We start from the raw sequence: 21,641 nt of genomic DNA, 5'->3' as shown, positions 1-21,641 counted from the left end.
GGAGATCGGCCGGGCCGCAAGGGCCCGGCCTTCTCAGCTCAGCCGCGCACCGTCGCGAGGGCGGCGTTGAGGGTCTTGCTGGGGCGCATCACGGCGGCCAGCTTCTGCATATCGGGCTGGTAGTAGCCGCCGATATCGACCGGCTTGCCCTGCACCTCGGCGAGCTCGGCCACGATGGTCTGCTCGTTGTCGCTCAGAGCCTTGGCCAGCGGTGCGAAGCGCTCGGCCAGGGCCTTGTCCTCGGTCTGTGCGACCAGCTCCTGGGCCCAGTACATCGCCAGGTAGAACTGGCTGCCGCGATTGTCCAGCTGGCCGGTCTTGGGGCTGGGGTTCTTGTTATTGTCCAGCAGCTTGCCGGTGGCGGTGTCCAGGGTCTTGGCAAGGATCTTGGCCTGCGCGTTGCCGGTCTTCAGGCCCAGGTCCTCCAGGCTGACGGCCAGGGCCAGGAACTCGCCCAGCGAGTCCCAGCGCAGGTGGTTCTCTTCGACCAGCTGCTGCACATGCTTGGGCGCAGAGCCACCGGCACCGGTTTCGTACATGCCGCCGCCGGCCATCAGCGGCACGATGGACAGCATCTTGGCGCTGGTGCCCAGTTCCATGATGGGGAACAGATCGGTCAGGTAGTCGCGCAGGATGTTGCCGGTCACCGAGATGGTATCCAGGCCGCGGATCACGCGCTCCAGCGTGTAACGCATCGCGCGCACCTGGCTCATGATCTGGATGTCCAGGCCCGCGGTGTCGTGGTCCTTCAGGTAGAGCTTGACCTTCTTGATCAGCTCGTTCTCGTGCGGGCGATAGGGGTCCAGCCAGAACACCGCCGGCATGCCGGAGTTGCGGGCGCGGGTGACGGCCAGCTTGACCCAGTCGCGGATCGGCGCGTCCTTGACCTGGCACATGCGCCAGATGTCGCCCTGCTCGACGTTCTGCGTCAGCAACAGCTCGCCGGTGGCCAGGTCGACGATATTGGCCACGCCGTCTTCGCTGATCTCGAAGGTCTTGTCATGCGAGCCGTATTCCTCGGCCTGCTGGGCCATCAGGCCGACATTGGGCACGGTGCCCATGGTCTTGGGATCGAAGTTGCCGTGCCACTTGCAGAAGTTGATCATCTCCTGGTAGATGCGGGCGAAGGTGCTCTCCGGCATCACGGCCTTGACGTCCTTCAGGCGGCCATCGGCACCCCACATCTTGCCGCCGTTGCGGATCATCGCGGGCATCGAGGCGTCGACGATGATGTCGTTGGGCGAGTGGAAGTTGGTGATGCCCTTGGCCGAATCGACCATGGCCAGCTCGGGGCGGTGCTCGTGGCAGGCGTGCAGATCGCGCTTGATCTCGTCCTGCTTGGCGCTCGGCAGCGTGGCGATCTTGTTGTAGAGATCGACCATGCCGTTGTTGACGTTGACACCCAGCTCGTCGAACAGCTTGCCGTGCTTCTCGAAGGCCTCGCGGTAGAAGATGCGCACGCAGTGGCCGAACACGATGGGGTGCGAGACCTTCATCATCGTGGCCTTGACGTGCAGCGAGAACATCACGCCGGTCTTGTGTGCGTCCTCGATTTCCTTCTCATAGAACTCGAGCAGGGCTTTCTTGCTCATGAACATCGAGTCGACGATCTCGCCGGCCTGCAGCGCGACCTTGGGCTTGAGCACCAGGGTCTGGCCGCTCTTGGTGATCAGCTCCATCTTGACTTCGCGCGCCTTGTCCAGCGTGATGGACTTTTCGCCGTGATAGAAGTCGCCGTGGTGCATGTGCGAGACATGCGAGCGCGAGGCCTGGCTCCAGTCGGCCATCGCATGCGGGTTCTTGCGGGCGTATTCCTTGACGGCCTTGGGCGCACGGCGGTCGGAGTTGCCCTCGCGCAGCACCGGGTTCACCGCGCTGCCGATGCACTTGGCATAGCGGGCGCGGATGCCCTTCTCTTCCTCGGTCTTGGGATTCTCGGGATAGTCAGGAATCGCGTAGCCCTTGCCCTGCAACTCCTTGATCGCGGCCAGCAGCTGCGACACCGAGGCGCTGATATTGGGCAGCTTGATGATGTTGGCCTCGGGCGTCAGCGTCAGCTTGCCCAGCTCGGCCAGGTTGTCCGGCACGCGCTGCGCCTCGCTGAGGAACTCGGGAAACGCGCCCAGGATGCGCGACGCCACCGAGATATCGCTGGTGCCGATGCGGATGCCTGCCGGCTCGGCGAAGGCCTGCATGATGGGCAGAAACGCGCTGGTGGCGAGCATCGGGGCCTCGTCGGTCAGCGTGTAGATGATGTTGGGCTGCTGGGTGCTCATGGGTCGGTGTCCTGGAATTGTTGGCCCCGCCGGCACAGGCTGCAGGGCGCGTCGTCAAATGAGGCCTGACAAGCGCCGGCCTGAGCCGGCGCTTGTCGTAGCGACGCGCGCGATTTTCCTGCAATTTCACACCGCCATGTGAAATTGCTTATTTGTTCGCGCGGCAGACACTCCAATCGGCAAAAAAAGGGAGCCCCATGGACTCCCTTCGCAGGCGGCTGGGGCGCTCAGCTCACTCCCATTCGATGGTCGCGGGCGGCTTGCTGCTCACGTCATAGGTCACGCGGTTGATGCCGCGCACCTCGTTGATGATGCGGCCCGAGGTGCGCTTCAGAAGGCTGTAGGGCAGCTCGGCCCAGTCGGCGGTCATGAAGTCGCTGGTCTGCACCGCACGCAGCGCGACCACATAGTCATAGGTGCGACCATCGCCCATCACGCCCACGCTCTTGACCGGCAGGAAGACGGTGAAGGCCTGGCTGGTCAGTTCGTACCAGGTCTTGCCGGTGGCTTCGTCCTTGGTGTTGCGCAGTTCCTCGATGAAGATCGCATCGGCGCGGCGCAGCAGGTCGGCGTAGTCCTTCTTCACCTCGCCGAGGATGCGCACGCCCAGGCCGGGGCCGGGGAAGGGATGGCGGTAGACCATCTCGGGCGGCAGGCCCAGGGCCACGCCCAGCTCGCGCACCTCGTCCTTGAACAGTTCGCGCAGCGGCTCCAGCAGCTTCAGGCCCAGCTGCTCGGGCAGGCCGCCGACATTGTGGTGGCTCTTGATCGTCGTGGCCTTCTTGGTCTTGGTGCCGCCGCTCTCGACCACATCGGGATAGATCGTGCCCTGGGCCAGGAAGGTGGCGCCCTTGTGGCCGGCATCGCCGGCCTTCAGCTTGGCCGCCTCGGCCTTGAAGACGTCGACGAACAGGCCGCCGATGATCTTGCGTTTCTTCTCCGGGTCGGTCACGCCGGCCAGTTGGCCGAGGAACATGTCGCTGGCATCGACACGGATCACCTTCGCATGCAGCTTGCCGGCGAACATGTCCATCACCATATCGCCCTCGTTCAGGCGCAGCAGACCGTGATCGACGAAGACGCAGGTCAGCTGGTCGCCGATGGCACGATGGATCAGCGCGGCCGCGACCGAGGAATCGACACCGCCGGACAGGCCCAGGATGACTTCCTCGTCACCGACCTGCTCGCGGATCTTGGCCACGGCCTCGGCGATGTAGTCGCCCATGATCCAGTCGCCCTTGCAGCCGGCGATCTCGCGCACAAAGCGGGTCAGCATCGCCTGGCCCTGCAACGTGTGCGTGACCTCGGGATGGAACTGCAGCGCGTAATAGCCTTTCTCCTCATTGGCCATGCCGGCGATCGGGCAGCTGGGTGTCGAGGCCAGCAGCTTGAAGCCCTCGGGCAGGGCCGTGACCTTGTCGCCATGGCTCATCCAGACCTTGAGCATGCCGTGGCCCTCGGCGGTCGTGAAGTCGGCGATGTCCTTCAGCAGCGCCGTGTGGCCGTGGGCGCGCACCTCGGCATAGCCGAACTCGCGGTGGTCGCTCCACTCCACCTTGCCGCCCAGCTGCACGGCCATGGTCTGCATGCCGTAGCAGATGCCCAGCACCGGCACGCCCAGATCCCAGACCGCCTGCGGCGCCCGCAGCTCATGGTCCTCATAGGTCGAGGCATGGCTGCCCGACAGGATGATGGCCTTGGGCGCAAAGCCGCGGATGAACTCGTCCGAGACGTCGTTGGGATGGATCTCGCAATACACGGCCGCCTCGCGCACCCGGCGCGCAATCAGCTGGGTGACCTGGGAGCCGAAGTCGAGGATCAGGACTTTGTCATGCATGGTGGAATCCAATCATCAAGAAGCTTGTGCCAAGGGCGCCGCCGTGCCGCCGCTGCGGGCGAAATGGCGCCAGGCAAAGAAGAGGGACAGCGCCTGCAGCAAGGCGCAGAAGTAGAAAGGCGCGCCGATGCGCCAGTCGCCCTGGGGCAGTTCGGCGACGAAATAGATCAGGCCGGAACCCAGCACCGGAGCCAGCACGGCCATCACGCTGTTCAGCGAGGCCACCGCGCCCATGGTCTGGCCCTGGGTCTTGGCGTCGGCGGCGTTGGAGATCAGGCTTTGCAGGCTGGCGGTGGCGGCGAAGCCCAGCACATTGAATGCGATCACCGCGTACATCATCCAGCCGGCGGTCGCCGCACCCCAGACGAAGTTGGTGATCACGCTGGACGCCAGGCCCAGCACGACCAGGCGCTTGGCGCCAAAGGCCTTCAGCAGATGCGGCAGCAAGAAGCCCTGCACCAGCACCGCCATCACACCCACCGCGAACAGCGACAGGCCGTTGTCCTTCGGGCCCCAGCCGAACTTGAAGCTGGTGTAGAGCACCCAGCTGGTGTGCAACACCAGCTGGGCCAGGCCGCTGAGCGCGATCACGAAGACCAACGAGCCCACACCTTTGAGTGCGGAGAGCTTCTTCAACGCGCTGACCGGGTTGGCGCTCTTCCACTCGAAAGCGCGGCGATGCTCGGGCGCCAGCGATTCGGGCAGCACGAAATAGCCATAGACCCAGTTCAGCAGCGCCAGGCCGCCGGCCACATAGAAAGGCAGATGCAGATCGATATCGCCCAGCAGCCCGCCCATCACCGGACCGAGGATGAAGCCCATGCCGAAGGCCGCGCCCAGCATGCCGAAGCGCTTGGCACGCTCCTCGGGCGCGCTGATATCGGCCACATAGGCATTGGCCACCGCCGCATTGGCCTGCATCGCGCCGCTGAACAGACGCACGACGACCAGCATCCACAAGGCCGTGGCCATCGCAGTGACGAAGAAGCTCAGCGCCAGGCCGGAGAAGCCGATCAGCATCACCGGCCGGCGGCCGTAGCGATCGGACAGCGCACCGAGGATGGGCGAACCGAAGAAGTTGGCGATGCCGAAGGCAAAGGTCACGGCCAGATAGGCCAGCGTGTGCTCGGACGGCGTGCTGGCAAACAGGCCCACCAGCGGCGGCAGCACCGGGATGATCAGGCCGATCGAGATCATGTCGATCAACACCGCCACCATGATGAAGCCCATGCCGGCCGCTGGCCGCTGCTGGACTGCACTATCGCTCACACCTGCTCTCCTTTGCCCTAGAAAGAAGAAATGGGGGCTGGCAGGCCCCCATCCTTGTCATCACCAGCCGCTTATTCCGAACGGTAGTTCGGTGCTTCCTTGGTGATCTGCACATCGTGCACATGGCTCTCGCGCATGCCCGCCGAGGTGATCTCGACGAACTCGGCCCGGTTCTGCATATCGGCGATGGTCGCGCAACCGCAGTAATGCATCGAGGCCTTCAGGCCGCCGGCCATCTGGAAGATCACCTGCACCACCGAGCCCTTGTAAGGCACCTGGCCCTCGATGCCCTCGGGCACCAGTTTGGAGGTGTTGGGATTGTTGGCCGAGGTGTCCTGGAAGTAGCGGTCGGCCGAACCCTTGGCCATCGCGCCCATCGAGCCCATGCCGCGGTAGCTCTTGTAGCTGCGGCCCTGGTAGAGGATCAGATCGCCCGGGGCTTCCTCGGTGCCGGCAAAGGCGCCGCCCATCATCACGCAATCGGCGCCGGCGGCGATCGCCTTGGCCAGATCGCCCGAGAAGCGCACGCCGCCGTCGGCGATCACCGGCACGCCGGTGCCGCGCAAGGCGGTCGCGACATTGTCGATCGCGGTGATCTGCGGCACACCGACACCGGCGACGATGCGGGTGGTGCAGATCGAGCCGGGGCCGATGCCGACCTTGACGCCGTCGGCGCCGGCCTCGACCAGGGCCAGGGCCGCCGCGCCGGTGGCGATATTGCCGCCGATCACATCGACCTCGGGGAAGTTCTGCTTGACCCAGCGCACCCGCTCCAGCACGCCGGCGCTGTGGCCGTGCGCGGTGTCGACGATCAGCGCATCGACGCCGGCCTTGACCAGCAGCTTGACGCGCTCTTCGGTATCGTCGCCGAAGCCGACCGCCGCGCCGACGCGCAGCTTGCCCTGCGCATCGCGGGCGGCATTCGGGAAGCTGGTCTGCTTGGTGATGTCCTTGACGGTCATCAGGCCGCGCAACTCGAAGGCGTCGTTGACGACGACCACGCGCTCCAGCTTGTGCTTGTGCATCAGCGCCTTGGCTTCTTCCAGCGAGGCGCCTTCCTTGACGGTGATCAGCTTTTCGGCCGGCGTCATCATCTCGCGCACCGGCAGATCCATGCGGGTCTCGAAGCGCACATCGCGGCCGGTGACGATGCCGACCACCTTCTTGCCGTCCAGCACCGGGAAGCCGGAGACGCCGTGCTGGCGCTGCAGCTCGACCACCTCGCGCACGGTGGCGCTGGGCGTGATCGTGAAGGGCTCGCGCACCACGCCGGACTCGTAACGCTTGACCCGTGCGACCTCGATGGCCTGCTGCTGGGCCGTCAGGTTCTTGTGCACGATGCCAATGCCGCCCTCCTGGGCGATGGCGATGGCCAAGCGGGCTTCCGTGACCGTGTCCATGGCGGCAGACACCAAGGGCAGGTTCAGCTGGATATTGCGGGAAAGCCGGGTGGCAAGACTGGTGTCGCGGGGCAACACGTGGGAGAAGGCAGGCACCAACAACACATCGTCGAAGGTGAGCGCTTTACCAAGCAGGCGCATGAGAGAAGCTCCAGACGCAAAGCGGCATTATACGGAAGTCGCGACAAAGCTCACGCCGGCCGCCTCGGCTACATCTTGTCACCGCCCTGAGGACTACACTTTGCGGCAGTTGCAACAAAGGCCGTGTTGATGATCCCCTCCTCCCGCAAGTCCCTCGCCTGCCGCAGCCTGCTGGCCCTGCTGCTGCTGGGCATCGCAGGCAGCGCGATGGCGCAGTGGAAATGGCGCGACGCCACCGGCAAGGTGCTGTACAGCGATCTGCCGCCGCCGGCCGGCATTCCCGAAAAAGATGTGCTGCAACGCCCGCCAGGCCAGCGCCAGCAGGTGATCGTGCGCTCGACCGATGTGCCCGCCAGCGCGCCGCGCCCGGCCGCCAGCCCCGCCTCGGCGCCGCCCAGCAAGGCCGAGCTGGAGCAGCAGGCCAAGCAGAAGGCCGAACAGGAGCAGCAGCTCAAGCGCCAGAAGGAAGAAGAACGCAAGGTCGCCGAGCAGCGCGCCGAGAACTGCAAGCGCGCCAGCAACAATCTGCGCGCGCTGGAAGAAGGCATCCGCATCTCGCGCCGCAATGATGCGGGCGAGACCGTGTATCTGGACGAGAAACAGCGTGCCGAGGAAGTGGCCCGCACCCGCGCCATCGTCAGCAGCGACTGCCGCTGAGCCGCTCCCCTTAGCGACTGGTCTTGCCGGCCAGCGGTCGGTGCCGGGAGACGATGCGCTGGCCGGCCGCACGGTAGCGCAGGCGCCGTGCCTCCTTGGGATCGACGGTCAGCGGGCGATAAACCTCGATGCGGTCGCGCTCGCGCAGCAGCGTGTCCAGCGGTTTGATTCGCCCCCAGATGCCGATGCGCAAGCTCGCCAGCCCAGGCAGCTGGTCGGCGAAATCGGCGCAGCCGCGCAAGGCCTGCTCCAAGCTCGTGCCCGCCGGCAGCTGCAGCCAGCGGTGCCGCACATCGCCGGCCGCCGGGCTCCAGACCAGCTCGATCCGCAGCGGCTCAGCGGGGGCCATAGACCGCCTCGGCGCGCTGCACAAAGCGGTCGACAAAGGTATTGGCCACCCGGTCGAACACGGGGCTGACCACGGCCTCCAGCGCCCGGCTGGAGAAGGCATAGCGCAGCTCGAACTCGATCTTGCAGGCCTGGGCATCGCCTTGCTGCGAGCCCGGTTTGGCCAGCGGCAGGAACTGCCAGACGCCGTCCAGCAGCGAGAACGGCCCGTCGACCAGCTCCATCTCGACTTTGCGGTCGGCCTCATGGCGGTTGCGGGTCGTGAAGGCGTGGTGCACGCCGGCATAGGCCAGCGACAGCCGCGCGGTGACGCTGTCGGCGTCCTGCGCCAGCAGCTCGGCCTTCTCGCACCAGGGCAGGAACTCCGGGTACTGGGCAATACCGGTCACCAACTCGTACATCTCGTGCGGCGAGTACCAGAGCAAGACTGACTTTTTGACATGCTTCATACAATGGCCGGATTGTATTGGCGAGCCACGCCTCCAGATTGAGTCCCATGTCCATTGCCGAGAACCGCCGTGCCCGCTACGACTACCACATCGCCGAACAGTTCGAGGCCGGCCTCGTGCTGGAGGGCTGGGAGGTCAAGGCCATACGTGCCGGCCAGGTCCAGCTGACCGACGGCTATGTGCTGATCAAGAACGGCGAACTGTTCCTGATCGGCTGCCGCATCAATCCCTTGCGCACCGCGTCCACCCACGTCAACCCGCTGGCCGACCGCACCCGCAAGCTCTTGATGAAGAAGGACGAAATCAAGCGCCTGATCGGCAAGGTCGAGCAGCGCGGCTTCACCCTGGTGCCGCTGAACCTGCACTACAAGGGCAGCCATGTGAAGGCCGACATCGCGCTGGTCAAGGGCAAGGCCGAGCACGACAAGCGCGACACCGAGAAGAAGCGCGACTGGGAGCGCGAAAAGGGGCAACTGATGAGGCAAGCCTCATTGAGGCCGAAGGACTGAGACGCGAAGCGGCTCGTTGCCACTTTCGCTAAAAGGGGCAACTGATGAGGCAGGCTTCCTTACGCCCGAAGGACTGAGAGCGCCTGCTCGATGTCCGCACGGAGGTCGGCCTCGGCCTCCAGCCCCAGCGCAAAACGCACGATGACGCCGCCCTCGTAGGGCAGATCCAGTGCACGGCTGCGGCTCATGTCGTAGGGCACGGCCAGGCTCATCGGCCCGGCCCAGGAGTAGCCGATGCCGAACAGCTGCAAGGCATCGACAAAGGCATCGACCTGGGCCGCGCTGTACTCGGGCTTGAACACCGCCGAGAACAGGCAGGCCGCACCGGCACTGCTGGTCTGGGTCCAGAACTCGTGGCCGGGCGAACCGGGCAGGGCCGGATGCAGCACCCGGGCCACCTCGGGCCGGGCCGCCATCCACCGGGCCAGCGCCCGCGTCGTCGCATCCTGGGCGCGGTAGCGCAGTTCCAGCGTCGGCAAGCCGCGCAGCACCAACTCCACATCGTTCTGCCCCAGGCCATAGCCCAGGTGTTCGTGGGTGTAGTTGAGCCGCTCGTGCAGCGCGCGGTCACGCGTGCAGACCGAGCCCATCAGGATGTCGGCACCGCCCGAGGCGTACTTGGTCAGCGCCTGCATCGAGATATCCACACCGAGGCCGGGATGGGCATCCGGGGCGATCTCGAAGGGATTGAAGGCCACGCCCGAGCCCCAGGTGTTGTCCAGCGCGCTGATCACGCCGTGCGACTTGCAGGCCTGCAGCAGGCCGACCAGGTCGGGAAACTCCAGGGTGATAGAGCCGGCCGCCTCCAGCCAGACCAGTTTGGTCTGCGGCCCCAGCAGCTCGGCAAAGCCGGCCGCATCGAGCGGGTCGTAGAAGCGGTGTGCGATGCCGAACTGCGGCAGAAAGGACTCGCTGAGATAGCGGTTCTGGCCGTAGACATTGTCGGGCACCAGCACCTCGTCGCCGGGCCGCAGCAGGCCCAGCGAGACCAGGGTCACCGCCGCCAGGCCGCTGGGTGCCAGCAGGCAGTGTTCCGCCCCCTCCAGGCTGGCGATGCGCGCGGCCAGCGTGTACGAGGTCGGCGTGCCATGCAGGCCGTAGCGGTAGCTCAGGCCGTCGCGCGGGCGCGGGGTGTGCAGATCGGCGGTGTTCTTGAACAGCACCGTCGAGGCCTTGTAGACGCCGACCGGAATGGCCGCCCAGCCCTCGGGCGCGCGGTAGGGGTGGTGGATCTGCTCGGTCGAGAGGGCACGTTTGCTCTTGCCCATATCAGATGGGCATCGCGATCAGGTCATGCCCCTCGGCCGCGACGATGCGTGCCTTCGTGAACTCGCCCACCTTCAGGGTCTTGCTGGCCTTCTCGGGCGGCAGCAGACGCACCGTGCCGTCGATCTCGGGCGCATCGGCGTAGGAGCGCCCCACCCCGCCCTTGCGGCCCAGCGCCGGCGCCGAATCGACCAGCACCTGCATCGTCGCGCCGATGCGCGAGCGCAGCTTCTCGGCCGAGACGCGCTCGGCCACTTCCATGAAGCGGGCGCGGCGCTCCTCACGCAGGGCTTGCGGCAGCGCGCCGTCCAGCACATTGGCGCTCGCGCCTTCGACGGGCGAATAGGCAAAGCAGCCGGCACGATCGATGCGGGCCTCGGCCATGAAGTCCAGCAGATACTGGAACTGCTCCTCGGTCTCGCCAGGGAAGCCGGCGATGAAGGTCGAGCGGATCACGATGTCCGGGCAGGTCTCGCGCCAGCGCAGAATGCGCTCCATATTCTTCTCGCCGCTGGCCGGGCGCTTCATGCGCTTGAGCACGTCCGGATGCGCATGCTGCAGCGGCACGTCCAGATAGGGCAGGATCAGCCCCTGGGCCATCAGCGGCAGGATCTCGTCCACATGGGGATAGGGGTAGACATAGTGCAGGCGCACCCAGGCGCCGTGCGCCTTGGCCAGCTCGCCCAGCTGGGCCACCAGGTCATACATGCGGGTCTTGACCGGCTTGCCGTCCCAGAAGCCCATGCGGTATTTGACGTCGACGCCGTAGGCGCTGGTGTCCTGGCTGATCACCAGCAGCTCCTTGACGCCGGCCTCGAACAGCGCGCGCGCCTCGTTGAGCACATCGCCGATCGGCCGCGATACCAGATCGCCGCGCATGCTGGGGATGATGCAGAAGCTGCAGCGGTGGTTGCAGCCCTCGCTGATCTTCAGATAGGCGTAGTGCTTGGGCGTCAGCTTGATGCCCTGGGCGGGCACCAGGTCCACAAAGGGATCGTGCGGCTTGGGCACATGGGTGTGCACCGCGTCCATCACCTCCTGGGTCGCATGCGGGCCGGTCACGGCCAGCACGCTGGGGTGGATCTCGCGCACCAGGCTGCCGGCGTCGCTGCTGGCCGTGCCGCCCTTGGCACCCAGGCAACCGGTCACGATGACCTTGCCGTTCTCGGCCAGGGCCTCGCCGATGGTGTCCAGGCTTTCCTTGACGGCGTCATCGATGAAGCCGCAGGTGTTGACAATCACCAGATCGGCGCCGGCAAAGGTCTTCGAGGTTTCGTAGCCTTCGGCGCGCAGCTGGGTCAGTATCAGTTCGGAGTCGGTCAGGGCCTTGGGGCAACCCAGGGATACAAAACCGATTTTGGGGGCCGCGCCGGGCGTGATGGCTGGGGACGGGCTCAGGACGGTGGAATCGCTCATGCCCGGATTGTCCCAGATGCCGCCCGGCTGCGGCCAGCGCGGCGGTTTCTCAGGGCTTTTTGGGCGGGAAACCGGGCATGCCGGGGAATAGCGCGCCGGCCTGGCTCATCTGCTCCTGCATTTTCTCGAGCAGGTTCTTGGACTGCTCCATATAGCTGCCCATGAAGTTCTGCATCACCGGCGATTGCGCGCTCATGAACTGGGTCCAGAGCTCGGGACTGAAGGCCAGGCCCTTGCTCTGCTCGGCGAACTGGCCCTGCAGATCGGTGAAGGTCTGCATATTCTTTTCCAGATAAGCCCCCATCACGCCCTGCATCGCATGGCCATAGAAGCGGATGATCTGCTCCAGCGAGGAGGTGCTGAACATCGGCACGCCGCCGGTTTCCTCTTCCAGAATGATCTGCAACAGGATGGAACGGGTCAGATCCTCGCCGGTCTTGGCGTCGCGCACCTCGAAACTCTCGCCGCCCAGCACCATCTTCTTGACATCGGCCAGCGTGATGTAGCTGCTGGTCTGGGTGTCGTACAGGCGCCGGTTCGGGTACTTCTTGAGCACTCGCACATTCACCTGTTCGGCCTCCGTCTCGGCCGCGCCTGCCTTGTCGCTCGCCTTGCCGCCTGTCTTGCCGCTGCGGGCAGTGACCATGAAAACTCCTTGCTGCAAACCTGTTTGATTGAGCCCGATTCTAGGAGGCACACCCCCTGGGTCCGGAGGGGTTTTCCCCTGCGCTGCAGCATGACTGTGCGCACTCGCGTGTCGGCGGGCAGGCGCTCCCGAAAAGTCCCCATTCAAGACGCTTTTCCGGACTGTTAAGCTCACGTTCATGAACCTGCTACTGGCCGAAGACGATGCCATCCTGGCCGATGCCTTGTGCGACCAAATGCGAGCCTGCGGCTTCGCGGTCGAACACGCGCCCAATGGGGCGGTGGCGCAGTACCTGCTGGCCAAGCAGGTCTTCGACATCGTCGTGCTGGACCTGGGCCTGCCGATGGTCGACGGCCTGACCGTGCTGAAACAGCTGCGCCTGTCCAACCCCTCGCTGCCGGTGCTGATACTGACCGCACTGGACAGCCTGGATGACCGCGTCGCCGGCCTGAATGCCGGGGCCGATGACTATCTGACCAAGCCCTTCGATTTTCCCGAGCTGGAAGCCCGGCTGCGCGCGCTGCTGCGCCGCAGCCGCAGCCACAAGGCCAGCAGCGATCTGGGTCAGCTGAGCGTGCAGCGCGACACCCGCTGCGCGCTGGTCCGGGGCGAGATGCTGGAGCTCAGTCCGCGCGAGTGGGCGCTGCTGGACCTGCTGCTGACGCACCACGGCCGGGTGATCACCAAGGAAGAGATCAACCAGGCCTGGGCCGGCGAGCGCGGCGCCGAGCGTGGCGCTGAGCCCCTGGCCGCCACCAATGCGGTCGAGGTCTATATCCACCGCCTGCGCCGCAAGCTCGAGGGTGCCGAGGTCGCGATACGCACCGTGCGTGGCCTGGGCTATCTGCTGGAAGCCGAGCGCCCCTGAGATGCCCAGGCTGTGGCTGGCCGACCGTCTGGGCTCGCGCTCACTGAAGCGCCAGCTGCTGCTCTGGCTGCTGCTGCCCCAGCTGGTGCTGTGGCTGGCGGGCGCACTGTTCACCTACAAGCTGGCGGCCCGCTACGCCAACGAGGCGGTCGACGCCAGCCTGCTGCAGGCCACGCGCTCGCTGGCGCGCCAGGTCAAGCCCATGGGCAACGGCCTGCTGATCGACTTTCCGCGCGCCGCCCAGGATGTGCTGGAGGCCGATCCCAGTGACAAGCTGCTCTACACCGTCAGCTCACCGCCGGGCCAATTCATCCTGGGCAACCGCAAGCTGCCCGGCCCGCGCCTGGACAGCGCCAAGCCGCAGCTGGGCCGGGCCTATTTCTACGACGGCGAGATCGCCGACGCCGAGGATGCCAGCCGACGCTCGCGCATCCGCATGGCCGCGCTCTACCTGCATTTCGGCGAGGACCCCGACGACCAGCAGACCATGCTGGTGCAGGTGGCCCGCTCCAGCGCCAACCGCGAGGAGCTGGCGCGGCGGCTGTTGATCGACACGGTGCTGCCGCTATCGGCCCTGATCGTGCTGATGAGCATGATCGTCTGGGCCGGCGTCAGCGCCGGACTGGCACCGCTGACGCGGCTGCGCAACCTGGTCGAGGGCCGGGCCCCCAATGACCTCCGGCCGATCGAGCTCGATGCGGCGCCACAGGAGCTGCGCTCGCTGGCGCGCGCGATCAACGAGTTGCTGGAGGCCGTCCAGCACAATGTGCAGGCGCAGCGGCGCTTCATCAGCGACGCCGCCCATCAGTTGCGCACGCCGCTGGCGGGGCTGAAGAGCCAGACCGAGCTGGCGCTGACCGAGGCCAGCGATTCGTCCCGCCAGGCCCAGCTGATGGCACGGCTGCTGCGCGTGCAGGAGAGTGCCGGCCGCAGCGCCCATTTGGTCAATCAGTTGCTGGCGCTGGCGCGCACCGAACCGGAGTCGCTCACCAGCCAGCCGCTGCAGCGCCTGGACCTGGGCCGGCTGGCGCGCGAGGTGACGGCCGAACTGGTGCCGCGGGCCCTGCAGCGCGGCATCGACCTGGGCTATGGCGATGCCGGCAGTGACGAGGCCGATGAGCGGCAGCCGGCGCTGGAGGTCATGGGCATCGCGCTGCTGCTGCGCGAGGCCCTGGTCAATCTGATCGACAACGCCCTGCTCTACGCCGGCACCGGCGCGGCGGTCACGGTGCTGGCCCGCCCGGCGGCGACCGGCGAGGTCGAGCTGACCGTCTCGGACAACGGCCCCGGCATCGCGGCGGACTTGCAGCCGCGCGTCTTCGAGCGCTTCTTCCGCGGCACCCAGCAGGGCAATGGCTGCGGCCTGGGTCTGGCCATCGTCAAGGAAATTGTCGAGCGCCATGGCGGCCGGCTGAGCCTGGGCAATCTGCAGCCACAGGGCCTGCGCGTCGTCGCCACGCTGCCGCTCGCGCCGCGCCGCTGAGCGCGTCGCTCCCCCTCCCTCTCGCCCCCCCAGCACCCCGCCCGCAAAGGGCGCAGCGAGCACCAAGACGGCGCCCGATGGGCCGTCTTGCGCACTAATGGTAAGCACGGATACTGAAACATTAACAAGAAATTAATATCCGCTCCGCATGCAAAGAACATGAACATTTGCTTAACGCCACGCACCCGGAGCGGCGTCGGGCAAACAACACAGAGACAAGCAACCATGACGCAGCACTACACCCGGGCGCTCAAGCGCCTCCCTCTGGCCCTGGCCCTGCTGGGCGCCAGCGGCTACAGCCTCGCCGTCGACTGGACCGGCTACTTCCGCGCCGGCCCCGGGCTGACCAGCAACGCCACCTCGCGTGCCTGCTACGGCCTCAACGGCGGCAGCTCGGGCATGAAGTACCGGCTCGGCAATGAATGCGACTTCTACGGCGAGTTCCAGCTCAGCCAAGGCTTCAAGAAGGACGGCATCGACTACAAGGTCACGCTGATGACCGACCACTACACGGCCGCCACCGACACCAATGGCGACGGCCTGAAGATCGCGCAGATGTTTGCCGAGGCCAAGGGCTTCGACATCGCCCCGGAGGCCACCTTCTGGATCGGCAAGGAGCGTGGCCGGCGCGGCGATGTGCACATCGTCGACACCTACTTCACCGAGATGGTGGGCGTCGGCGCCGGTGCCAAGGGCTTCAAGGTCGGTCCCGGCGCGCTGGGCGTCGCCTACTACAAGACCGAGGCCAGCGCCGTGCTGCCGGGCCATCGCGGCAACGTCGAATGGGTGGGCATAGATAGCAACCCGGGCGGCAAGCTCAATGTCTTCGCCACCGTCACCAAGGGCCAGTTCGCCGGCGGCACCGAGGGCGCCGGCCTGGCCATCCGCCATGACCAGGAGAAGCTGCTGGGCAGCGGACTGAACAACACCCTGTGGCTGCAGTACGCCCAGGGCTCGGCCGGACTGAACTCCAACTTCGGCGACCTGACGGCTGGGTCCAAAGCCAAGTCCTACCGCATCGTCGAGTCGATCAACTGGCAGCAAGGCCCGTTCGGCGGCCAGGCCCTGATCCTGCTGGCCCGCGAGAAGAACAAGCTGGGCATCAGCACCAAGTCCTTCTCGGTCGGCGGCCGGGCTTCCTATGCGCTGTCACGCCACTTCAAGATGGTCGGCGAACTGGGTGTCTCGCAGTACAAGCCCGACGGTGGCCAGACCGCGCGCCTGACCAAGCTGACGATCGCGCCGACCCTGTCGGTTGGCTCGGACTTCTTCAGCCGCCCCGAGTTCCGCCTCTACGCGACGATGGCCAAGTGGAACAAGGCCGCCGGCAATGTGACCGGCCAGGCCGCTTTCGACGACAAGACCTCGGGCAACAGCCTCGGCGCCCAAGTCGAGTGGTGGTTCTGAAGTCCAATGTCACGCCAGCAAAATCCTTGAAGGAGACATCATGAAAAAATTCATCCCTACCCAAGCAGCGATGGCTGCCCTGCTGTTCGCCACCGCCGCCGCCCAGGCCGGCGAGGTCGAGGTGCTGCATTGGTGGACCAGCGGCGGCGAGGCCAAGGCGGCCACCGCGCTGAAGGCCACGCTGCTGGCCCAGGGCCACAGCTGGAAGGACTTCGCGGTCGCCGGCGGCGGCGGCGATTCGGCGATGACGGTGCTGAAGTCGCGCGTGGTCTCGGGCAATGCGCCGGCCGCCGCACAGATCAAGGGCCCGTCGCTGCAGGAGTGGGCCCGCGAGGGCGTGCTGACCCCTATGGACGAAGTCGCCAAGGCCGGCAAATGGGACGAGATCCTGCCGGGCCCGGTCGCCGACATCATGAAGTACAAGGGCCACTACATCGCCGCGCCGGTCAATGTGCACCGCGTCAACTGGCTGTGGGCCAACCCCGAGGCGCTGAAGAAGGCGGGGGCCAAGCTGCCGAGCAACTGGGATGAGTTCTTCGTCGCCGCCGAAGCGCTGAAGAAGGCCGGCATCGTGCCGGTCGCCCATGGCGGGCAGAACTGGCAGGACTTCACCACCTTCGAAGCCGTGGCGCTGGGCGAAGGCGGCGTGGACTTCTACAAGAAGGCCCTGGTGCAACTGGACCCGGCCACGCTGAACGGCCCGACCATGGAGAAGGTGCTGAGCACCTTCAAGCGCATCAAGACCTACACCGACAAGAACGCCCCGGGCCGCGACTGGAACCTGGCCACCGCGATGGTGATCAAGGGCGAGGCCGGCATGCAGATCATGGGCGACTGGGCCAAGGGCGAGTTCGTCGCGGCCGGCAAGGTGCCGGGCAAGGACTTCATCTGCACCACGACGCCGGGCAGTGCCAAGGCCTTCACCTTCAACATCGACTCCTTCGCGCTCTTCAAGCTGAAGAACGAGGCCAATATCAAGGCCCAGAAGGACCTGGCCGTGGCCATCATGTCGCCGGAGTTTCAGGAGCTGTTCAATCTGAACAAGGGCTCGATCCCGGTGCGGCTGAACATGAAGATGGACAAGTTCGACGACTGTGCCAAGACCTCCTCGGCCGACTTCGTCTCGACCGCGAAGTCCGGCGGTCTGGTGCCCTCGATCGCGCACGGCATGGCCGTCGGCGCGGCCGCCGAGGGCGCGATCAAGGACGTGGTCAGCCAGTTCTGGAACAGCGACAAGATGACGGCCAAGGAGGCGCAAGCCAAGATCGCCGCCGCCGCCAAAACCAAGTAGGCCACGCGCCCGCAGTCCGCTGGCGCGGCCCGGTCCGCGCCAGCTTCCCCGCCCTAGGTTCACCGGTCTTCCGCGCATGACAGCCCTCCCCTCGGTCGCGCGCAGCCCCTGGCTTCCCAAGCTGGTGGTCGCGCCCACCTTCGTCCTCTCCTTCTTCTTCATCTATGGCCTGATGGCCTGGAACGGCTATTTCTCGGTCTCGGCCTCGCGCCTGCTGCCCAACTACGAGTTCGTCGGCCTGGAGCAGTATCAGGCGCTGTTCGAGAACGAGCGCTGGTGGCTGGCGCTGCGCAATCTGGGCGTGTTCGGCGGCCTCTTCATCGGCGGCGGCATGGCCCTGGGCCTGCTGCTGGCCATACTGCTGGACCAGAAGGTGCGCGCCGAAGGCCTGCTGCGCACCATCTACCTCTACCCGATGGCGCTGTCCTTCATCGTCACCGGCACGGCCTGGAAGTGGATCCTGAACCCCGGTCTCGGGCTGGAGCATCTGCTGCAGCAATGGGGCTTCGAAGGCTTCAGCTTCGGCTGGCTGGTCGATCCCGATATGGCGATCTACTGCGTCGTCATCGCCGGCATCTGGCAGTCGGCCGGCTTCGTGATGGCCTTGTTCCTGGCCGGCCTGCGCGGCATCGACGACGCCATCATCAAGGCCGCGCAGGTCGACGGCGCGAGCCTGCCGCGCATCTATTGGCGCATCCTGATCCCCAGCCTGCGCCCGGTGTTCTTCTCGACCCTGATGGTGGTCAGCCATCTAGCGATCAAGAGCTTCGACCTGGTGATGGCGCTGACCGCCGGCGGCCCCGGCTACGCCACCGACCTGCCCGCCACCTTCATGTACACGATGGCCTTTTCGCGCGGCCAGATCGGCCTGGGCGCGGCCAGCGCCACCATCATGCTGGCCACGATCGCGGCCATCGTCGTGCCCTACCTCTACTCCGAGCTGCGGAGGAAATCCTGATGCGCACGCCCGCCCTGACCCTGCACCGCCTGGTGCTGATCGGCAGCCTGCTGCTGTTCGCCGCCTTCTTCCTGACGCCGCTGTACGTGATGGTGTCGACCTCGCTGAAGAGCATGGACGAGGTGCGCAACAGCACCCTGCTGGCGCTGCCGATGAGCCCCAGCTTCGAGGCCTGGAGCAAGGCCTGGCGCAGCGCCTGCACCGGCACCGACTGCGGCGGCCTGCGGCCCTTCTTCATGAACTCGGTGCTGATGGTGGTGCCGGCCGTGCTGATCTCGACCGTGCTGGGCGCGCTGAACGGCTATGTGCTGACCAAATGGCGCTTTCGCGGCAGCGAGCTGATGTTCGCGCTGCTCTTGTTCGGCGTCTTCATGCCGATGCAGGTGGTGCTGCTGCCGATGAGCCAGGTGCTGGGCTGGCTGGGCATCGCCAGCTCGGTCTGGGGCCTGATCCTGGTCCATGTGCTGGCCGGCATCCCGTCGACCACGCTGTTCTTCCGCAACTACTACATCGGCCTGCCCGACGAGCTGATCAAGGCCGCGACCCTGGATGGCGCCTCCTTCTGGCAGATCTTCTGGCGCATCGTCGTGCCGCTGTCCACGCCCATCATCGTCGTCACGCTGATCTGGCAGTTCACCGCGATCTGGAACGACTTCCTCTACGGCGTCGTGTTCTCCGGGGCCGACAGCAAACCCATCACCGTGGGCCTGAACAATCTGGCCAACACCTCGAGCTCGGTGAAGGAATACAACGTCGACATGGCCGCCGCGATGATCGCCGCGCTGCCGACCTTGTTCATCTACATCGTGGCAGGCAAGTACTTCGTGCGCGGGCTGACGGCCGGCGCCGTGAAAGGTTGAGAAAAACTATGGGCGCCCTGAATATTTCCCAGGTCCGCAAGAGCTATGGCGGCGTCGAGATCCTCAAGGGCATCGACATCGCGATCGAAGCCGGCGAATTCCTGATACTGGTCGGGCCCTCGGGCTGCGGCAAGTCGACCCTGCTGTCGATGATTGCCGGCCTCGAGCATCCGAGCTCGGGCCGCATCAGCATCGGCGAGCGCGATGTCACCTACCTGCCCAGCAAGGACCGCGACATCGCGATGGTGTTCCAGAGCTATGCGCTCTACCCGAATATGAATGTGGCGCAGAACATCGCCTTCGGCCTGGAGATGCGCAAGGTGCCGCGCGCACAGCGCGAGCAGACCGTGCAGCGCGTCGCGAAGATGCTGCAGATCGGCCATCTGCTGGACCGCAAGCCGGGCCAGCTGTCCGGCGGCCAGCGCCAGCGCGTCGCGATGGGCCGGGCGCTGGCGCGCGACCCCAAGCTCTTCCTGTTCGACGAACCGCTGTCCAATCTCGATGCCAAGCTGCGCATCGAGATGCGCGCCGAGATCAAGCTGCTGCACCAGCGCACCCGCACCACCACGGTCTATGTGACCCACGACCAGGTGGAGGCCATGACCCTAGGCGACCGCATCGCGGTGATGAAGGAAGGCGTGGTCCAGCAGTTCGGCACGCCCGAGGAGATCTACAGCCGGCCGGCGACCCGCTTCGTTGCCGAGTTCATCGGCTCGCCGACCATGAACTTCGTCAGCGCCGAGCGCAGCGCCAACGGCCTGGCGGCGCAGGGTCAGGCCTTGCCATTGAGCGCGACGCAGGGCGCCGCGCTGGCCGCGGCCTCCGCGCAATGCCTGTACGGTCTGCGGCCCGAGCACATCACGCTGGCCGCGCAAGGCCTGCCCGGCCGCCTGCTGATGATTGAGCCGACCGGTCCCGAGACCTATGTGCTGGTCGAGACCGCGCTGGGCAAGATCACCTCGCGCGTCGCCGGCCATCTGCGCATGCAGGTCGGCGAGGCCGTGCATCTGCAATGGGCGGCCGAGGCCGCACATCTGTTCGACGCCGCCAGCGAAAGGCGGGTGGCATGAGCGTGGGCCTGATGGACGCCCGGCTGCTGGCCGATGTCGGCGGCACCCATGCCCGTTTCGCCTGGCAGCCGGCCGCCGGCGCGCCGCTGCGGGATGTGCAAACCTATCGCTGCGCCGAGCATCCCAGCCTGCAGCAGGCCATAGAGACCTATCTGCGCGACAGCGGCAACGCTGGCGCGGCCCAGGGCGCGATCGGCATCGCCAACCCGATCACCGGTGACCGGGTGCAGATGACCAACCACCACTGGTCCTTCTCGATCGACGCGTTGCGCGAGACGCTGGGCCTGCGGCGATTGCTGGTGCTGAACGATTTCGCCGCGCTGGCGATGGCGCTGCCGATGCTGCGGCCGGGCGAGAAGCAGCAGCTCTGCGGCGGCCAAGCCGAGCCCGGCGCGGCGATGGCCTTGATCGGCCCCGGTACCGGTCTCGGTGTCTCCGGCCTGCTGCCCTGCGGCGCTGGCTACCGCGCGCTGGAGGGCGAAGGCGGCCACGCCACCTTGTGCGGCGTCACCGAGCTTGAAGTTGCGGTGCTGGCCCAGCTGCAGCGGCGATTCGGCCATGCCTCGGCCGAGCGCGCGGTCTCGGGCCCGGGCATGGTCTGGGTCTACGAGGCCTTGTGCGCGCTGGACGGTGTGCCGGTGCCCGCCGGCCTGGACGCCCCGGGCATCAGCGCGGCGGCCTTGGCGGGCAGCGATGCCCGCGCCGTGCAGACCCTGGACCTGCTGTTCGCCTTCCTCGGGTCCATGGCCGGCAATCTGGCCCTGACCCTGGGTGCGCGCGGCGGTATCTATCTGGGCGGCGGCGTGCTGCCCCGCGTGATCGAGCGGCTGGACGGATCGCCCTTCTACGAACGCTTCGTCGGCAAGGGGCGCTTCCGGAGCTTTCTGGAAGCCATCCCCGTCTACCTGATACGGGCACAGGAGTCGCCGGCGCTGCGCGGCATTGCGCAGGCGCTGCGCTGAAGACCCGACCCTGGCGGGCCGGGTCCGGCCCGGATCTGCTCAAGGCAGATCCGGGCACGTCGATCAGCGCACGACGGCGAGCTGCTGGCGCGAGCCCGACTTGTAGGTGAACAAGGTCAGCGCACCGTTCTTGATATCGCCCTTGTTGTCAAACGAGATCGTGCCGGTCACGCCCTTGTAGCCGTCCGTCTTGGCCAGCACCGGCAGGTACTTCGCCGGCTCGGCCGAACCGGCCTTGACCATCGCGTCGACCATCACATTGACGGCGTCGTAGACATAGGGTGCGTAGATCTGCACGTCGGCCTTGTACTTGGCCTTGAACTTGACCTTGAAGTCGTCCAGCGACTTCTTGGATTCGCCCTCGACGCCGCCGGCTTCGGCGCAGACCACCTGCTCGTCGGCCATGGTGCCGGCCGAGAGCTTGGGCAGTTCGCCGGTGCAGATGCCGTCGCCGCCCACGAACTTGGCGCTGATGCCCAGCTGCTTCATCTGGCGCAGCATCGGGCCGGCCACCGCGTCCATGCCGCC

Annotated in this window: 20 protein-coding genes; 10 read left to right on the top strand and 10 right to left on the bottom strand. The window is 66.4% G+C overall.

What is annotated here, in order from left to right; translation table 11 throughout:
* Positions 1–38 precede the first annotated feature (38 nt).
* The 4 genes from ABGI63_RS22845 to guaB all read right to left on the bottom strand — a co-directional run bounded on the left by ABGI63_RS22845 (position 39) and on the right by guaB (position 6,923).
* Positions 39–2,276: an NADP-dependent isocitrate dehydrogenase gene (locus tag ABGI63_RS22845; RefSeq protein WP_349744848.1), complete on the bottom strand. Its 2,238-nt coding sequence runs from the start codon at positions 2,274–2,276 to the stop codon at positions 39–41.
* Positions 2,277–2,508: 232 nt separating this feature from the next.
* The gene (gene guaA / locus ABGI63_RS22840; RefSeq protein WP_349744847.1) at positions 2,509–4,113 is read right to left on the bottom strand and encodes a glutamine-hydrolyzing GMP synthase; all 1,605 of its coding nucleotides are present in this window, start codon (positions 4,111–4,113) and stop codon (positions 2,509–2,511) included.
* 15 nt (positions 4,114–4,128) lie between these two features.
* Positions 4,129–5,382 carry an MFS transporter gene (locus tag ABGI63_RS22835; protein ID WP_349744846.1) on the bottom strand — a complete coding sequence of 418 codons (1,254 nt, stop codon included), beginning with the start codon at positions 5,380–5,382 and terminating at the stop codon, positions 4,129–4,131.
* 71 nt (positions 5,383–5,453) lie between these two features.
* Entirely contained in the window at positions 5,454–6,923 is a 1,470-nt protein-coding gene (guaB, locus tag ABGI63_RS22830) for an IMP dehydrogenase (RefSeq protein WP_137942194.1), read from the bottom strand.
* 129 nt (positions 6,924–7,052) lie between these two features.
* Here guaB and ABGI63_RS22825 point away from each other — a divergent pair, with 129 nt between their 5' ends.
* Positions 7,053–7,580: a DUF4124 domain-containing protein gene (locus ABGI63_RS22825; RefSeq protein ID WP_349744845.1), complete on the top strand. Its 528-nt coding sequence runs from the start codon at positions 7,053–7,055 to the stop codon at positions 7,578–7,580.
* A 10-nt stretch (positions 7,581–7,590) separates the two neighbouring features.
* On the opposite strand, the gene ABGI63_RS22820 is transcribed toward ABGI63_RS22825, so the two are convergent.
* On the bottom strand, positions 7,591–7,929 hold the full coding sequence (locus tag ABGI63_RS22820) for an RnfH family protein (protein ID WP_349744844.1): 339 nt from the start codon (positions 7,927–7,929) through the stop codon (positions 7,591–7,593).
* Positions 7,916–8,377, bottom strand: a complete 462-nt coding sequence (locus ABGI63_RS22815) for a type II toxin-antitoxin system RatA family toxin (protein ID WP_137942191.1) — start codon at positions 8,375–8,377, stop codon at positions 7,916–7,918. The genes ABGI63_RS22820 and ABGI63_RS22815 overlap by 14 nt, the downstream gene beginning before the upstream one ends.
* A gap of 47 nt (positions 8,378–8,424) precedes the next feature.
* On the opposite strand from ABGI63_RS22815, the gene smpB reads away from it, so the two are divergent.
* Positions 8,425–8,886, top strand: a complete 462-nt coding sequence (smpB, locus tag ABGI63_RS22810; RefSeq protein WP_137942190.1) for an SsrA-binding protein SmpB — start codon at positions 8,425–8,427, stop codon at positions 8,884–8,886.
* 59 nt (positions 8,887–8,945) lie between these two features.
* Here the strand turns inward: smpB and ABGI63_RS22805 are convergent, their stop codons facing one another.
* Genes ABGI63_RS22805 through phaR form a run of 3 tightly spaced genes read right to left on the bottom strand, consistent with a single transcriptional unit; the run spans position 8,946 to position 12,214 of the window.
* On the bottom strand, positions 8,946–10,154 hold the full coding sequence (locus tag ABGI63_RS22805) for a PLP-dependent transferase (RefSeq protein WP_349744843.1): 1,209 nt from the start codon (positions 10,152–10,154) through the stop codon (positions 8,946–8,948).
* 1 nt (position 10,155) lies between these two features.
* Entirely contained in the window at positions 10,156–11,568 is a 1,413-nt protein-coding gene (rimO, locus tag ABGI63_RS22800; RefSeq protein WP_349744841.1) for a 30S ribosomal protein S12 methylthiotransferase RimO, read from the bottom strand.
* Between the two features lie 49 nt (positions 11,569–11,617).
* Complete coding sequence (gene phaR / locus ABGI63_RS22795; protein WP_349744839.1) at positions 11,618–12,214, bottom strand: polyhydroxyalkanoate synthesis repressor PhaR; 597 nt, start codon at positions 12,212–12,214, stop codon at positions 11,618–11,620.
* A 178-nt stretch (positions 12,215–12,392) separates the two neighbouring features.
* Between phaR and ABGI63_RS22790 the strand changes: the two genes are divergently transcribed.
* From ABGI63_RS22790 to glk, 8 genes are all read left to right on the top strand, one after another.
* Complete coding sequence (locus tag ABGI63_RS22790; RefSeq protein WP_269840952.1) at positions 12,393–13,082, top strand: response regulator transcription factor; 690 nt, start codon at positions 12,393–12,395, stop codon at positions 13,080–13,082.
* Between the two features lies 1 nt (position 13,083).
* Positions 13,084–14,565 (top strand): sensor histidine kinase, encoded by a 1,482-nt coding sequence (locus ABGI63_RS22785; RefSeq protein WP_349744838.1) that lies wholly within the window; start codon positions 13,084–13,086, stop codon positions 14,563–14,565.
* 225 nt (positions 14,566–14,790) lie between these two features.
* Positions 14,791–15,972 carry a maltoporin gene (locus ABGI63_RS22780; protein ID WP_349744836.1) on the top strand — a complete coding sequence of 394 codons (1,182 nt, stop codon included), beginning with the start codon at positions 14,791–14,793 and terminating at the stop codon, positions 15,970–15,972.
* A gap of 40 nt (positions 15,973–16,012) precedes the next feature.
* Positions 16,013–17,263 (top strand): ABC transporter substrate-binding protein, encoded by a 1,251-nt coding sequence (locus ABGI63_RS22775; protein ID WP_349744835.1) that lies wholly within the window; start codon positions 16,013–16,015, stop codon positions 17,261–17,263.
* Between the two features lie 76 nt (positions 17,264–17,339).
* On the top strand, positions 17,340–18,221 hold the full coding sequence (locus ABGI63_RS22770) for a carbohydrate ABC transporter permease (protein WP_349744834.1): 882 nt from the start codon (positions 17,340–17,342) through the stop codon (positions 18,219–18,221).
* Complete coding sequence (locus tag ABGI63_RS22765) at positions 18,221–19,081, top strand: carbohydrate ABC transporter permease (protein WP_262968498.1); 861 nt, start codon at positions 18,221–18,223, stop codon at positions 19,079–19,081. Before ABGI63_RS22770 ends, ABGI63_RS22765 begins: the two co-directional genes overlap by 1 nt.
* A gap of 8 nt (positions 19,082–19,089) precedes the next feature.
* Entirely contained in the window at positions 19,090–20,151 is a 1,062-nt protein-coding gene (locus ABGI63_RS22760) for an ABC transporter ATP-binding protein (RefSeq protein ID WP_349744832.1), read from the top strand.
* Positions 20,148–21,113 carry a glucokinase gene (gene glk, locus ABGI63_RS22755; RefSeq protein WP_349744831.1) on the top strand — a complete coding sequence of 322 codons (966 nt, stop codon included), beginning with the start codon at positions 20,148–20,150 and terminating at the stop codon, positions 21,111–21,113. Before ABGI63_RS22760 ends, glk begins: the two co-directional genes overlap by 4 nt.
* Before the next feature lie 63 nt (positions 21,114–21,176).
* On the opposite strand, the gene ABGI63_RS22750 is transcribed toward glk, so the two are convergent.
* On the bottom strand, positions 21,177–21,641 hold a 465-nt coding region (locus ABGI63_RS22750; RefSeq protein ID WP_349744829.1), incomplete at its 5' end, for an ABC transporter substrate-binding protein.

Source organism: Roseateles cavernae, from assembly GCF_040187885.1.
GTDB classification, from domain to species: domain Bacteria; phylum Pseudomonadota; class Gammaproteobacteria; order Burkholderiales; family Burkholderiaceae_C; genus Roseateles_E; species Roseateles_E cavernae.
The sequence above is the reverse complement of the archived record's forward strand: the minus strand, read 5'-3'. Positions and strand labels throughout refer to the sequence as shown.